This is a genomic window from [Clostridium] fimetarium (assembly GCF_900111235.1).
GTDB lineage: Bacteria > Bacillota > Clostridia > Lachnospirales > Lachnospiraceae > Clostridium_N > Clostridium_N fimetarium.
This window is the reverse complement of the sequence record NZ_FOJI01000019.1, coordinates 1-15,795: the sequence shown is the minus strand read 5'-3', so window position 1 is coordinate 15,795 and position 15,795 is coordinate 1. Positions and strand designations below refer to the sequence as shown.

The following is a 15,795-nucleotide window of genomic DNA, read 5'->3' as shown; positions in this document are numbered from 1 at the left end:
AAGTATTTTGGATAGCTTATAAGAAAGGAATATGAATATGACACGAGTAACATTAGGTAAGACAGGAATTATTGTAAATAAAAATGGATTTGGTGCACTTCCAATTCAACGAATTAGTATGGAAGAGGCAAAGCTCTTGTTAAGAAAAGCATATGATAGCGGTATTAATTTCTTTGATACTGCAAGATTTTATACAGATAGTGAAGAAAAGATAGGTTATGCTTTAAGTGATGTACGTGATGAAATCTATATCGCATCTAAAACAATGTGCTCAAATACGCAGGAATTTTGGGAGCAATTACATACATCGCTAAAAATGTTAAAAACGGACTATCTGGATATTTTTCAGTTTCATAATCCAAGCTTTTGCCCAAAACCAGGAGATGGTACAGGGTTGTATGAAGCAATGCTTGAAGCAAAGGAAAAAGGGATGATTCGCCATATAGGAATTACGAATCATAGACTTCATGTTGCATTGGAGGCAGCAGAATCTCATTTGTACGAAACAATCCAATTTCCATTTAGCTATTTGGCAACAGAGGCTGAAATCGGTCTTGTAAAAAAGTGTGAAGAAAATGGTATTGGATTTATTGCAATGAAAGCCTTATCAGGTGGGTTAATTACAAATGCATCTGTGGCATATGCGTATTTGGCACAATTCGATAATGTAGTTCCAATCTGGGGTGTACAAAAAGAGATGGAGCTTGATGAATTTATTTCTTATATAGAAAATCCCCCTATTCTAAATGAAGAATTGTTGGCTATCATTGCACATGATAAAGAGGAATTGGGTGGGGAATTTTGCAGAGGTTGTGGCTATTGTTTACCATGTCCTGCAAATATCGAAATTCCTACAGCAGCAAGAATGTCTTTGATGATCAGGAGAGCCCCCGCTTCGGTGTACCTGAGTGAAGAGTGGCAAGTAAAGATGAAAAAGATTGAGGATTGTATCCATTGTAACAATTGTAAAAATCATTGTCCATATGGATTAGATACGCCAGAGCTATTGAAGAAAAATTGGATTGATTATCAAAATTTAATTTAAGATTACAATACTCTAAAAGAATTCTTATAATGAAAAAGAGTTTAAATATTAAATATAAGTTTCGCAAAAAGGGCCGATGCATTAATCGGCCCTTTATTGCGTTCTAAAATAGAGAATCATAACAATAATGGAAACTGTATCTTTTAACGAAAGTAGGAAATGAATCCGATTTGCAGTTGAGTGAAATCTACAATATGAAGAGAAATCAAAACAAGAATGATATAGAAGTAACGATTGTATTTATATACGATTTATCACAATATTTAAGTATGTAATGCAAACGTGTCTACAAGTGTGTAACTAAAAAAAGTAAACTTGAGCTAACATGAAACAGCTTCAAATTTACTAAGCATTTGCTTGATTTGTTCTTCACTTTTACTTCCGTAAAATTCCACTTTAAGTGGTTTTGATAAATCTAAACTAAAAACTCCTAGAATTGATTTTGCATTTACGACATATCTACCGGATACTAAATCAATATTGTCATCATATTTAGATACGATATTCACAAAATCGTTAATCTTTTTAATAGAATTTAAATCTACATGCATCTACTTCACCTCCCTATTTTTTTTTGTTTAATACCTTTTAACTTTAACATTACAATGTAAAAGATGTAATCGTCAAACGGTAAACATTATGTAAACTTCTTGTAAACACCATTTTCATAACCGATAGATAGCGAATCGATAACGAATCGATAACGAATCGATAACGAATCGATAACGAATCGATAACCAATAGATATTGTCGTATAAACTTTTACCAATATTTAACACGATTATACCCGTAAATTTTACATAGAAAATTTATAATAGGCATAGAACAATTAGAAGGGAGAGTGAAATATGCCATCAACATACGCACACTATTTATTTGGTAAAGAAGTGTACAAAAATCTTGGAGATAATGTAAAAAATATGATTAATCAAAATAAGGAGCTGTATTTGATTGGATTGCACGGCCCAGATATTTTGTTTTATTACAAACCATTGCAGAGCAATTCAATAAATAAGGTCGGATATGGTATGCACGAAAAAATCGCAAGTGAATTTTTCGAAAAATCTAACTATATCATTGGTAATTCCTATAGCGATGATGGGAAAAAGGCTTACATATTAGGCTTTATCTGCCATTACATGCTAGATAGCGAGTGTCATAAATACATAGGTGAAAAGATTCAGTCGAGCGGAGTGTCACACGCAGAAATTGAAGTCGAGTTTGATCGATATCTATTAGTTCTAGACGGCAAAAATCCTATCAAATCCAAGTTGACCAACCATATTATTGCCAACAGACAAATTGCAAAATGTATATCAAGTTTTTACGATGATATATCAGGAAAAGATGTATTAAAGGCTTTGAGGTCCATGAAACGGTTTAATAATTTGCTAGTTGCTCCTGGAAAATTGAAACGAAAAATCATCGTAAAATTTATGAAAAAGACAGGGAATTATGAAGAAATGCATGGTCTTATGGTAAATTATAGTCCCAATCCAGAATGTATGGATAGCTGCCAAGAATTACATACTCGTTTTACAAATGCTGTTTTACCAACGGCACTACTTATAAAAGAATATTTTGGTAATTTTAATAATACAAGTGTGAAATTGAATAAACGATTTGAAAGAAATTTCGAGTAACTCATTGATCGTATGTCCCTGATTTAAAGTGGTGCTAAATAATGCGAATTACATTCGCTTACCAGATTGGAGAATGTGTATATGAAAGAAAGTAGACTTACCAAAGAGGAAAAACACTGGATTATGTATGATATTGGAAATTCAGCATTTGTATTACTGGTATCAACAATTATCCCGATTTATTTTAAAAATATGGCTACAAAAGGTGGGATATCAGCATCAGATTCAACCGCATTTTATAGTTACGCAATTTCAATATCTACAATAATAGTTGCATTACTTGGACCGTTTTTAGGAACAGTGGCCGATAATAAAGGTTTTAAAAAGCCGTTATTTACATTCTTTATGATGATGGGCGTTATCGGATGTGCAAGTCTATCCATCCCTAAGATTTGGATCGTATTTCTTGTTGTTTTTGTAATTGCGAAAGTTGGATTTTCTGCGAGCTTGATTTTTTATGATTCAATGCTAATTGATATTTCAACGAATGATCGGATGGATAATGTATCTTCGCAAGGCTATGCATGGGGATATATTGGAAGTTGTATTCCATTTATAGTTAGTCTTTTGCTAGTAATGTTTTCAACTAAAATTGGTATCAGTACTTCAGTAGCAATGACTTTAGCATTTCTTTTAAATGCAATATGGTGGTTGGTAGTAACCATACCGCTTCTTAGAAATTACAAGCAGAACTATTATGTGGAGAAATCAAAAACTCCTCTAAAGGATAGCTTTCGTAGGTTGCAAAAAATATGGGGCGAACTTAAGAATAACAGAAAAGTATTAATCTTTCTAATTGCATTTTTCTTCTATATAGATGGTGTCTATACGATTATTGAAATGGCAACATCATATGGAAAAGACGTAGGAATTACGGATAATAGCATGTTGTTTGCACTATTGTTGACACAAATTGTGGCATTTCCTTGCGCTATTATATTTGGACGGCTTTCTCGAAAAATTGAGGCAGATAAGCTGATTAAGATTTGTATTGCAGCATATTTTTTCATAGCAGTTTTTGCACTTCAACTTGACACCGCATGGAAATTTTGGATGCTTGCTGTATTAGTTGCAGTTTTTCAGGGTGCGATTCAGGCATTATCAAGATCTTATTTTGCAAAATTAATTCCGAAAGATAAAGCAAGTGAGTACTTTGGAATATTTGATATCTTTGGTAAGGGCGCTTCATTTGTTGGAACGACTTTAATGGGAATTTCAACACAGATATTCGACAGCTCTAAGGCAGGTATTGTAGTTATATCTGTTATGTTTGTGATTGGATATTTTGTTTTCCAAATGCAGTACAGGAAGCGTAAAGAAGGGGATTTTACCCTATCTCCAACGGAGGAATATCTATGAAATTACTAGTCCCAGTCGATGGTTCGTCTAGATCAATCAACACAGTGAAAAAATCAATAAAAATAGCAAAGGAATATGATTATTCAATTAAACTGATTATGGTAATTGATCCACATGATATAACGAACCAAAAAAGATATAGTAAAAGATGGCATCAAGTAGATGGCTCTATCATATCAGGAAAAAATGAAATAACAGAAAGCCTTGAGGTAAGAGCTATGTACATGTTAAATGAAATAGTTGAAAGCTTAAGGATATATGATATCGATATCGAGAAAGAAGTATTAATTGGAAAGCTTGTCACGAAGATTTTAGAAGCAGCTGAAAAAGAAAATTTTGACTTGATTGTAATGGACAATAGAGGGATGTCAAAGTTTAAGTGGTTATTTTCTTGCTTAGCCATTAATAAAGTACTTTCAAAATCTCCATGTCCAGTATTAGTGGTTTCACAGTAAAAGTAGCACCACATTGAAGAGTGAATATTCAATGTGGTGTTACTTTTATTTTACTTTTTATTTTACTTTTTATTTACATATTCTGTATTATAGAATTTACATGTAAGAGATAAAATCATAAGAACTTGTATTTTAAAAGGCTACATAATAACGCAAATTACATTCGAAGTTTAGATCGGAGCAAACATGATAACAGTTTCCAAAAAAGCACAAGAGCAATTTTTGACAATATTAAAAGAAAAGAGAATTAGTCCAGTATATCAACCGATTGTTTCACTTGAGGATGGAGAAATATATGGGTATGAAGGTTTAAGCAGAATTGATTTGGTAGGCTGTGAATTTAATACAGAAGAAATGTTCTTGATTTCTGAAAAACTAAATAAAGTATGGGAATTAGAAGAGTTATGTAGAATAAAAACGTTACAAAATGCAGTTGAGAAACCTGAGTGGAAAAAATTATTCATCAATGTTGATCCTAAGGTGATTCGAGATGAGAAATTTAGAAATGGAATTACAGTCAAATACTTGAAAATGTATGGCTTGACGCCGAAAGATATTGTTTTTGAAATAACTGAGCGAAGTTCGATAGGAGATGCGGAAGCCTTCGAAAAAACTGTTCAGCATTACAAAAGTCAGGATTATCAAATTGCAATTGACGATTTTGGAAGTGGGTATGCAGGCCTTCGAAGAGTTTGTGCACTTTCAACAAACTATTTAAAAATTGATATGGCAATTGTAAGGGATATTAATAAAGATGATACGAAAAGAACTTTGGTAGAAAGCTTTGTTTTATTCTGTGAAAATGCAAATATTAAATTAATTGCAGAAGGAATTGAAACAAAAGAAGAATTACAAACACTAATTGAATTAGGTGTCACTTATGGACAAGGCTACTATCTAGGAATGCCAAACGCAACAATAATAGATATTTCTTACGAAATAAAGGAACTAATTAAAAGTATGAAATTAGAATCTAATAAATATCTATATAAGCCATCATTTTTTGGAAATGTAGGTTCTATTTGTACACCGAAGTACGTTACACCACCAGATACGCTAGGATTTGCATTGTTTGAATATATTGAATGTAGTCCTGAAATCTCAGAAATTTGTGTTATTGATAGTGAAAAAAGAGTTTTAGGAATATTATCAAAAACAAAATTCTTGGAAAAATTCAGTGGACGCTTTGGATACAGCCTTTTTGCTAGAAAAACAGCAAAAGAGTTAGTAGATAAAGATTCTTTAGTAGTAGATGCTATGACTTCGATTGAAAAAGTGTCGAAAATGGCGTTGGCGCGTCCAATCAATAGTCTATATGACTCTGTTGTTGTTACTCAAAACGATTGCTACATTGGAATCGTCACCGTTAAAGATCTTCTTGAAACCGCTATTTCTATTCAGGTCAGTAGAGCTGTTGAGGCGAATCCATTGACGAAACTTCCTGGAAATACGGCTATAGAAGAATTGATAAATAGTTGTATAAATTCAAGCAAGAATTTTGGATTCATATATTTGGACTTGGATAATTTCAAAGCATATAATGACGCATATGGCTTTACAAATGGAGACCTGATGATTAATACCACAGCAGATTGCATGAAGGAATGTTGCTTGAAAGAAGAATTCATAGGGCACATAGGTGGAGATGATTTCGTTATAATCACGGACTACTGGGATGTAGAAGAACTATGCCAATCTATTATTGATAAGTTTCAAGATAAAATCAATATATTATATACGAAATCAGATTTAGATAGGGGCTATATTCAATCAAAAAACAGAAATGGATCCGAAGAAACCTTCCCAATGGCTACGTTATCAATTGCAGCAGTTACGAATAAATATAAAAATTATGAAAAATTAGATGAGTTCTCCAAAGATCTAGCGAATGTTAAAAAAAGATGTAAACAAACAAAGGGTAATGTTATATTTTGTGCATAACAAAACAGTTATGACGTGCAGCATAATTTTATGAACGCTAATGCTGCACCTGTCAGGTATTTGTTTTTGTGATAGATAATATGGTACTGGCGGTTAAATTCAAGACCATTTACACTTAATTTTTTGACTTGATTTCGCGTTATTGCTTCCTGTACAATCTGTTGTGGAAGAATAGAAATACCAATTCCTTTTGAAACACCATGAATGATCGCTTCGCTACTAGAACTTTCCCATATTGGGTTAAGTGAAATGTTATGCAATAGTAGTATGGATTCTGCAAGTTCACGCGTCCCACTATTTCTTTCCCTCATAAGAAAAGCCTGTGTAGATAAATCATTAATAGACACAGTCTCTTTTTTTAGAAGAGGATTTTCTAAATCACAAATCACAATCAGCTCATCTTTTATAAACTCCTTCGAAATAATATTATCTGAGTGAATAACGCCTTCAATAAGTGCAAAGTCTAATTGATTATCTAAAACCATCTGTTCAATAATATCTGAACTGTCTATGGTTACAAATGTCGTAATGTCAGGGTATTTCAATGAAAAGCGCATGATGTAATCTGGAATAAAATGAGTGCCAATGGTAATACTAGCACCAATCTTAATTGTCCCCATAGAATCTGAATTTTTAATGGTTGCTTCTAATTCTTCGAAGAGAGCATTAATGTGAAGAGCATAATTGTAAACATGTTTACCAGCTTCTGTTAAATATAGTTTCTTTGATATCCGGTCAAAAAGTGGAATGTTATAATAGTCTTCAAGTTCTTTAATGGCATTACTTACAGCTGGCTGTGAAATATATAGCTTTCTTGCGGCTAAGGTAATGCTGTTTTCTTTACATACAGATACAAATATTTTCATGTGTCTTAAAGTCATAGTGCCCTCCTCATTATATGTTCTTATTTTTATTTATATTTTATATTTCTCAATTTGGTTGATTTAACTGCTTAACCTACCTGGAAATCATATATACATAACTAAAAGGTTATATATATAATTACATAATAGAATTTTACTTATGAAATTGCAAGTACTATAATTCACGTACTATAATGAATTCAGTTTAAATTTTCGAATTGATTGAATAAAATCAATATTAGTGTTAAACTAAGCATGTGATAAAAATTATTTTATTACATAACTATAAGGAGGATATGACAATGAAAAAAGAACCTAAATTTTATATTTGCAAACATTGTGGAAATGTAGTTACGTTTATTAAAGAATCAGGGGCACCACTTACATGTTGTGGAGATCTCATGTCTGAAATTATTCCTAATGCAGTTGAAGCATCAACTGAGAAGCATCTTCCGGTTGTAACAATTAATGGTAATACAGTATCAGTAGTTGTAGGTAGTGTAGAACATCCAATGTTACCAGAACATTTTATCCAATGGATTTATTTAGAAACTGAAAAAGGATTTCAGATGAAGTATTTAACACCTGGAGAAAAACCGGAAGCAGTATTTGAATTAAGCTCAGATACAGTAATTGCAGTTTATGAATATTGTAACTTACATGGCTTATGGAAAACAAAAATTTAATATAATTTGACGATAATGGAACAATTTAATAAGTGTAAGTAATCTTTGGTCCTCTAAGCATATTTCTTGCTTAGAGGACTTTAATGTTGAAGTAATTGATAGATATTTTGTTTAAAGTGAAATAGACAGTAAATTATTATCCATAATAGATATATAAATTATAATAGTACTGATATATTGGTACTTAACTAAAAGGAGGAATAAAATGAGAGGCATTCATACATCTGTAACTGATATTCGTCGAAAAGTATTTACTGAGGTGGCTCGACTTGCATATGAAGGCGGAGATTTTTCGAGAATTGAAGAACTACCTTTTAAAATAATACCGGGTGAATTAGCTTCATACCGTGAAAGCATTTTTTTGGAAAGAGCAATTGTAGGGGAACGTTTACGCTTGTCAATTGGACTTCCTTTGCGTACAATTAGCGAAAATTCACCCATTTCTCAAGGAATCAATAAAAGCGCGATTTCTGAAAAATATTACGATGCACCATTGGTTAACATAATCAAATTCGCCTGCAATGCATGTCCTGATAAATTCGTTGTTAGTGACGGTTGTCAAGGTTGCTTGGCTCATCCTTGCGTGGAAGTTTGCCCCAAAGGAGCTGTTAGTATTATTCATGGTAAATCATTTATTGACCAAGAAAAATGTATTAAGTGTGGAAAATGCAGAAATGCATGTCAGTATAGTGCGATTTTAAAAATGGAACGTCCTTGTGCAAAAGCATGTGGTGTAGATGCAATTAGTTCAGATGAGTTTGGACGTGCAGAAATCGATTATGATAAATGTGTATCATGTGGGATGTGCATTGTAAATTGTCCATTTGGTGCTATTTCTGACAAAGGACAGATCTTTCAACTAATCCATGCAATTAAAGGTGGGGAAAAAGTATATGCCGCAGTTGCACCTGCGTTTGTGAGTCAGTTTGGAAAAAATATAACTCCTGCAAAATTAAAAGCAGCAATGAAGTTATTAGGGTTTGAAGATGTAATTGAGGTTGCCACTGGCGCTGATTTGTGTACGATTGAAGAAGCCAAAGATTTTTTGGAAAAAGTTCCGGCAGAGCAACCATTTATGGGAACTTCTTGTTGTCCTTCATGGTCAGTTATGGCGAAAAAGTTTTTCCCTGAGTTTGAATCTTATATCTCAATGACACTAACACCGATGGTATTGACAGGACGTTTAATTAAGAAGGAACATCCTGATTGTAAAGTGGTATTTATTGGTCCTTGTTGTGCAAAAAAACTGGAAGCTAGTCGTAAATCAGTTCGAAGTGATATTGATTTCGTTCTTACTTTTGAAGAAATAATGGGAATGTTTGAAGCGAAAGAGATTGATTTAAAAAAAATCAAAGAGGAAAGCCCATTGACAGGTGCGAGCGCATCAGGCCGTGGATTTGCTACAAGTGGTGGTGTTGCGCAGGCTGTTGTAGACTGCATTAAGATAACAAATCCGGAAATAGAAGTAAAAACAGTCGCGGCGCAAGGATTAGCCGATTGTAGAAAAATGTTGATGCTTGCGAAAGCCGGAAAGTATAATGGTTATCTACTCGAGGGAATGGGATGCCCTGGTGGTTGCGTAGGTGGTGCAGGAACAATGCAGCCGGTAACAACAGCTACAAATGCAATCAATAATTATAAGAAAAGTTCAGCGAAGCAATGTCCTTTAGATAATGATTTATTAATTGATGAAAATGAATTATAATAGGAACAGATGAACAACAAATGCAAATGAATATGAGAGGGAGACAGTAATATATGAATTATGAAAAATTAGATAAGAATGCTATTTTATCATGGAGAATAAGGAGGGGTATAAGTTTTATATTTTTATTGATCATAGTAGTGGTGGGTCTTTTAATTATGAATAATGTAGGCCTAGATAATAAATATAAGAACTATATATATATAGCAACTGGATTACTATTAATATATAAGTTGATAGGAATTGTTATATATCCAATCATTGAATATAAACAATGGCGTTATGCAATAACGGAAGATAAGGTAGAAATTCGCCATGGAATATTTTTCGTAACAACAACAGTAATACCAATTATTCGTGTACAACATATTACCATATCAAGAGGTCCAATTTATCGTAAACTAGGTTTATCTTCTGTGAAAATATTTCTCGCAAGTGGAAGCTTTGATATAGAAGGATTACTAGAAAACACTGCAACTGTCATATCAGAAAGTCTCAAATCAAGCGTAATGGAACGTCTGAATAAGGAATAAGAATGGGAGAAAGCGAATTATGAAATTTGGACCAACAAGGGGAAATATTCTTCTAATATTTGAGCATTTTGTAAAAGACTTTGGGCTGGTGTTGCTTTTGCTACTGGTAACAATTTGGAAAGGCCCTGAAATTGTGTTTGAAAATATGCAATTCGTAGTATTGGTTTTTATTAATCCGATTGCAGTACTTGTGAAATATTTATTTACAAAGTACAGTATTGATGACGAAAAAATGATAATAAATTCTGGCCTTTTTGTGAAAAAGACGATGGAGATTCCATTGAAAGCAATGACTACGGTAGATTTGTCTCAGAATCTATTATTTCAGATATTTCAGGTATATAAAATAAAGGCAGATAATTCAAGTCAGACAAATGATACGGCAAAGCAGGCAGAAGTTGTTTTGGCGTTAAAAAAAGAAGAAGCGTTCTTTGTCAAAGGGTTATTGGAATCAAAAGGAGATTTAAAAGAGCAAGAAGAGATAATAAATCAGAAGGATGAAGTTTTACAACCAGTGATTACATGCACAGCTACTGATTTTATTTTGTTAGGTGTTTTGCAGTCGAAATTATTATATATCATTACTACATTTTCTGCAGTATTTGGTGGTGGTACCTATATCTTTTCGATTTTATTTGAGGAAGTAGATCCATCTGCATTGATTGAAAAGGTAATGTCCATGTTTTCACCAGCAGAAGGCATTGCAATACTTGTACTAGTGGTGTATATCCTTGGAGCCATATCCTCCGCAATTGTAACTGTCTTTCGTTATTTTAATTATACAGTAAAGAATAGAAAGGACGCGTTGATTGTAGAGTTTGGACTTTTTACGAAGAAAAGCTATACTTTGAAAAAAGAAAAAATAAGTGGCGTTACAATTAAGCAATCTATATTGATGCGGGTCTTTGGATATTGTACAGTTGAAGTATTTATTATTGGATACGGCGATAGCAGTGAAGGTAATAATAAGGAACTGTCAATTCTTTACCCTATCGCAAAATTAAATCAAGTGAATCATATATTAAATGAGATTTTACCGGATATGAGTTTTGAACGCAATTATCATAAAGCTGAAAAAAAATCGCTCAGATATTTTTTCTACTGCACAAGATTGTTCTTTGTGATTGGAATTATAGTAGGCATAAGTATAGAAAGTACGATACTCCATATAAGTACGAGTGCTTATATATTTGAAGTGATTGGTGCGTGTGTTGCCTTATTAATAATCACAATAATTAGTGTATTTTTGGAGTATTTAAATTCTGGAATCTATGCCAATACAAAAGTGGTTTCTATTTGTAGCGGAATTTTAGCAAAAAAGATGACATTTATAAAAACGAATCAAATTGAGAGCGTATCCCAAAGTACAAACACATGGAAAAAGAAGAGAGGTTTTACAACGATTAAACTTGGATTTCTTGCACCGATGCGCGTGTCAAACATCAAAGCAAAAAATGTTGCATATAAACAATTCGAGGAAGTCAATCGTGTTTTGATTCTTTAAATAATAACGTGTAATATATATATTAATACATAAAATTTGTTTATAATTATTATCAATTAATTATATTAAGTTTTTATGGAAATTTTATGAAGTTTCGTGTATAATTCAAAAGGTGGACAACCTAATATAGTCAAAAATATTAGTAAGTTCCATATATTAAATTCGTATATATCCGGAAAAACGGATAAAATATAAATAGGAGGTTTTTAAAATCATGTTTAAACTAAAGGAAAATGGTACAAATGTATCTACCGAGATTATTGCCGGTTTAACAACGTTTTTTGCAATGGCGTACATAATTGCGGTCAACCCAACTATACTTAGTCAAACAGGGATGCAATGGGGAGCAGTATTTTTGGCAACCATCATATCTGCAGTAATTGGTACATTGGTTATGGGACTTGTTGCTAATGTTCCTTATGCACAAGCGCCTGGTATGGGCTTGAATGCATTTTTTGTATACACTGTATGTTTTGGATTCGGATTCACATGGCAACAAGCATTATCTATGGTATTTATCTGTGGTTTATTTAACATTCTAATTACTGTAACTAAAATCCGTAAGTATATTATCAAAGCAATTCCACGTAGCCTTCAGCATGCCATTAGTGGTGGTATTGGTATCTTTATTGCTTACATTGGTTTAGTAGATGGCGGAATCGTTAAATTAGGTGCAGTTCCAAGTCTTGCTTATTTAAATACAAAACCAATTTTTGTATTTTTGATTGGACTTGTTTTAGTTGTTATTCTATTAATATTAAAAGTAAAAGGTGCAATTTTGATTAGTATCGCAGTTGCTACACTGATCAGCATTCCTTTGGGTGTTTCTCCAGTGAAAGATCCTATCAACTTTTTAGATGCTTGCAAAGCGCTTCCATCAACATTCGGCGTAATTTTTACAAGTGCAGGTTTAGGCTCATTATTTGCTGATTCTTCAAAAATCATTATTGTATTAACTACTATTTTCGCCTTTAGTTTATCAGATACATTTGATACAATTGGTACATTTATTGGAACTGGACGTCGTTCAGGTATCTTTAGTGAAGAAGATGAAAAAACTATGGAAAAAAGTTCTGGATTTAAATCAAAGATGGACAAGGCTTTATTTGCAGATGCAACAGCTACTTCAATCGGAGCTATTTTGGGTACATCGAATACAACTACATACGTTGAAAGCGCAGCTGGTATTGCAGCAGGCGGACGTACTGGATTAACGAGTGTTGTTGTTGCAATCTGTTTTGCACTTAGTGCATTTTTTGCATCTTTTGTAAGTGCTATTCCTATGGCAGCTACAGCCCCAGTACTTGTAATCGTTGGTGTTATGATGATGTCATCATTTAAAGAAATTGAATGGGATGATTTAGCAGAAGCTATTCCAGCATTCTTTGCAGGCGTATTCATGGCATTATGTTATAGTATTTCTTATGGTATTGGTGCAGGATTCATATTCTACTGTATCGTAAAGGTTTGTAAGAAAGAAGCAAAAGAGATTACTCCAATTTTATGGGTTTGTACAATCGCATTTATATTAAACTTTATTGCACAAGCATATTTTGCAGTTTAATAATCAGTCAATATTAAAAAGGAATGCCTTTATGGCATTCCTTTTTTTAGACTATATGATATGTATTTGATATACTATTAATTTTCTTGAATCATTTTCAAATTCATAGTATTGTTTTTAGCGTAGAGCAAATCAGTTATTACAAATATAATAATTGTCATTACCAGAGTGATTATATTGGCTGATACTGATTTAAACCAGAAAACTAAAATGATAGGGATTGCAAAACTTAGCATTCCTATTAACATAGCAATTAAGGTGGCTCCACTTTGTTTTATTACATAAGCTTCATTATCCCAATTAAATGACGGCATATTGGCATTAATGGTAATACCAAGCACCGATACATATAAGACATATATAATTGGTGTTATATATAAGAGTAGGCAGCGAAAGATATCAAAAGGAAGTGCAAATGCCAATAAAGTGGATGAAAGCAGTGTAGAAGGGATAGCTAGAGTGAGATTCACTAAAATTTTACTATCAAATACTTTTTTTGTATCCACGGGGAGGGATGTAACTATCCACCATTGCTTTCCTTCTAATGAAATAGAAGAAACGGTTGTAGACATGATGCAGGCCATTGTGCTTATAATAAGTGGTGCAATAGTAATTAATATATTTTTAAGACCTGGAATGTGCAATGTGATTTCTAATTTATCAGGATTAATAAATAAAATTGAAGCTGACATCACTATCATCAATATATATCCTATTCCGGTATTCATAATATATAATGCCGAGGATAGGTATCTCCTTACTTCCTTTTTATAAAGAGCTTTAAGAGGGGAATCAGTCTTAAATTCTGTTAAAACGTAGTTGCTTTTAGTAACATGTGATGTTAGAGCACTGTTGATGCTAACGTATTTCCATGAAACAATTGCTACAAAAATCACAAATAAAACAACAGAGAATGCGATAAATTCCAAGAAGGCTAATATATTACCGTGTACAATTGCGGATGTATATAAAGGTGAAATTGGATATATTTTATTTATTTGTTTAGTCATAGTCACAGATATGTCAGAAATCACAACCTGATCAACATTACTAGCACCCATGGAAAGTAAGAGCGCACCGAAGGTGGCAATTAATGAAATAACTACAGTAAAGAGAGTTTTGTGTTTCATTCTAGAAGAGATGGCAGTAATTATTACTCCAAAAGTTGTGGCTATAGTCATTGGTATTAAAGGAATGAATAATATACTAATCATGATCATTAGAAAAAAATTTACACTAACGGATGTAAAAGTCGAATAAATAATAGCACTTGGTAATATGGTAATAACTGCAAAGATTAGATTACTTATATACATTGTCAAAAAGCGACTTATAACAATGGTGCTTGCCTTTAAGGGTAATGTGATCAATTGTTCATAATCCTTTGCACCAAACATGATTGAGCTAGCCTTAAATATAGTAAAAAGCATAGTAACTACGCTTGTTACTGCAAGAATATAAGCAGGAACCAGATCAGTCATACCGACTAAACAAATTGAATACGCGAGAGCACCAACATATGCGACTAGGCCGATACCTATGATTATAAAACAACATAATAATAAAATAGCATTGGTTTTCTTTTTCTTATCCTTCGTATATCTAAGTTCATTGAGGTTATAAAGATGAAGTAATTGTATGTAAAATAATTTTATGCAATTTTTAAGCATGTTCAGATACCTCCATAAATACTTCTTCAAGTGAACTGTCTTTTGTTATATCCTCTGTCTTTCCAGTAGCAATTAATTTACCATTTTTGATAATAGCTATTTTAGTGCAAAGCTTTTCTGCAACATCAAGTACATGAGTGGAGAAAAAAATTGCACTTCCATTTTTGCACAAATCATGCATTATATTCTTAAGAATAATAGATGCCTTCGGGTCGAGACCCACGAAAGGTTCGTCTAGTACTAGAAGTTTTGGCATATGAATAAGTGATGAAATAAGAGCCAACTTCTGTTTCATGCCATGTGAATACGAAGAAATTAAATCTCCTAGGTTACTGGTGATTTCAAAATCATCTGAATACTTTCTGATACGTTCTTGTCTTAATTTTTTCTCTACTTTAAATATATCTCCAATAAAATTTAGATATTGTATGCCAGTTAAATGGTCATATAAATCTGGATTATCAGGTATATATGCTGTAATAGATTTACATAAGATAGGTTCTTTCTTAACAGAATGCCCATCAATAGTTATTTCACCATAATCAAAATCCATAATACCGACAACTGCCTTAATGGTAGTCGTTTTACCTGCTCCATTAGGCCCAATGAATCCGTATATATCACCGGATTCTATTTCTAGACTCAAGTCTGAAACAGCAACTTTTCCACCTTTGTAAGTTTTTGTTAAATTTTTTATTGATAACATATCTAGCCATCCTCCATTTAATATATATAACTTCTCGGAATCTCCAGCCCTTATTCTATAAGGGTTTCAACTCCTATATTTTAAAAATCACCCACTTTTTTATCGAAAACGCTTGACAAAT

Annotated in this window: 14 protein-coding genes; 10 read left to right on the top strand and 4 right to left on the bottom strand. The window is 32.7% G+C overall.

Annotated features, from left to right (window positions below; genetic code table 11):
- The first annotated feature begins 37 nt into the window (after positions 1 to 37).
- On the top strand, positions 38 to 1,045 hold the full coding sequence (locus BMY18_RS17980; protein WP_092457031.1) for an aldo/keto reductase: 1,008 nt from the start codon (positions 38 to 40) through the stop codon (positions 1,043 to 1,045).
- A gap of 320 nt (positions 1,046 to 1,365) precedes the next feature.
- Here the strand turns inward: BMY18_RS17980 and BMY18_RS17975 are convergent, their stop codons facing one another.
- Positions 1,366 to 1,596, bottom strand: coding sequence for an HPr family phosphocarrier protein (locus BMY18_RS17975; RefSeq protein WP_242941067.1), 231 nt, complete (start codon positions 1,594 to 1,596; stop codon positions 1,366 to 1,368).
- Positions 1,597 to 1,893: 297 nt separating this feature from the next.
- Between BMY18_RS17975 and BMY18_RS17970 the strand changes: the two genes are divergently transcribed.
- The 4 genes from BMY18_RS17970 to BMY18_RS17955 all read left to right on the top strand — a co-directional run bounded on the left by BMY18_RS17970 (position 1,894) and on the right by BMY18_RS17955 (position 6,443).
- The gene (locus BMY18_RS17970; RefSeq protein WP_092457028.1) at positions 1,894 to 2,688 is read left to right on the top strand and encodes a zinc dependent phospholipase C family protein; all 795 of its coding nucleotides are present in this window, start codon (positions 1,894 to 1,896) and stop codon (positions 2,686 to 2,688) included.
- Between the two features lie 81 nt (positions 2,689 to 2,769).
- Positions 2,770 to 4,047 (top strand): MFS transporter, encoded by a 1,278-nt coding sequence (locus BMY18_RS17965; RefSeq protein WP_092457025.1) that lies wholly within the window; start codon positions 2,770 to 2,772, stop codon positions 4,045 to 4,047.
- Positions 4,044 to 4,502: a universal stress protein gene (locus BMY18_RS17960; protein WP_092457022.1), complete on the top strand. Its 459-nt coding sequence runs from the start codon at positions 4,044 to 4,046 to the stop codon at positions 4,500 to 4,502. Before BMY18_RS17965 ends, BMY18_RS17960 begins: the two co-directional genes overlap by 4 nt.
- 186 nt (positions 4,503 to 4,688) lie before the next feature.
- On the top strand, positions 4,689 to 6,443 hold the full coding sequence (locus BMY18_RS17955; RefSeq protein ID WP_092457021.1) for a GGDEF domain-containing protein: 1,755 nt from the start codon (positions 4,689 to 4,691) through the stop codon (positions 6,441 to 6,443).
- Positions 6,444 to 6,451: 8 nt separating this feature from the next.
- Here the strand turns inward: BMY18_RS17955 and BMY18_RS17950 are convergent, their stop codons facing one another.
- Complete coding sequence (locus BMY18_RS17950; RefSeq protein WP_092457018.1) at positions 6,452 to 7,324, bottom strand: LysR family transcriptional regulator; 873 nt, start codon at positions 7,322 to 7,324, stop codon at positions 6,452 to 6,454.
- Between the two features lie 284 nt (positions 7,325 to 7,608).
- On the opposite strand from BMY18_RS17950, the gene BMY18_RS17945 reads away from it, so the two are divergent.
- From BMY18_RS17945 to BMY18_RS17925, 5 genes are all read left to right on the top strand, one after another.
- Positions 7,609 to 7,992 carry a desulfoferrodoxin family protein gene (locus BMY18_RS17945; RefSeq protein WP_092457016.1) on the top strand — a complete coding sequence of 128 codons (384 nt, stop codon included), beginning with the start codon at positions 7,609 to 7,611 and terminating at the stop codon, positions 7,990 to 7,992.
- A 205-nt stretch (positions 7,993 to 8,197) separates the two neighbouring features.
- The gene (locus BMY18_RS17940; RefSeq protein ID WP_092457013.1) at positions 8,198 to 9,697 is read left to right on the top strand and encodes a 4Fe-4S dicluster domain-containing protein; all 1,500 of its coding nucleotides are present in this window, start codon (positions 8,198 to 8,200) and stop codon (positions 9,695 to 9,697) included.
- Positions 9,698 to 9,750: 53 nt separating this feature from the next.
- Entirely contained in the window at positions 9,751 to 10,230 is a 480-nt protein-coding gene (locus BMY18_RS17935) for a PH domain-containing protein (protein WP_092457010.1), read from the top strand.
- A 19-nt stretch (positions 10,231 to 10,249) separates the two neighbouring features.
- A complete protein-coding gene (locus BMY18_RS17930) occupies positions 10,250 to 11,734 on the top strand; it encodes a PH domain-containing protein (protein ID WP_092457006.1) in 1,485 nt (494 codons plus the stop codon).
- Positions 11,735 to 11,948: 214 nt separating this feature from the next.
- Positions 11,949 to 13,298 carry an NCS2 family permease gene (locus tag BMY18_RS17925; protein ID WP_092457003.1) on the top strand — a complete coding sequence of 450 codons (1,350 nt, stop codon included), beginning with the start codon at positions 11,949 to 11,951 and terminating at the stop codon, positions 13,296 to 13,298.
- Positions 13,299 to 13,375: 77 nt separating this feature from the next.
- Here BMY18_RS17925 and BMY18_RS17920 read toward each other — a convergent pair whose 3' ends face one another.
- Together BMY18_RS17920 and BMY18_RS17915 are read right to left on the bottom strand one after the other, a co-directional pair.
- Positions 13,376 to 14,968: an ABC transporter permease gene (locus BMY18_RS17920; RefSeq protein WP_092457000.1), complete on the bottom strand. Its 1,593-nt coding sequence runs from the start codon at positions 14,966 to 14,968 to the stop codon at positions 13,376 to 13,378.
- Entirely contained in the window at positions 14,961 to 15,674 is a 714-nt protein-coding gene (locus BMY18_RS17915) for an ABC transporter ATP-binding protein (protein WP_092456997.1), read from the bottom strand. Before BMY18_RS17915 ends, BMY18_RS17920 begins: the two co-directional genes overlap by 8 nt.
- Positions 15,675 to 15,795 lie beyond the last annotated feature (121 nt).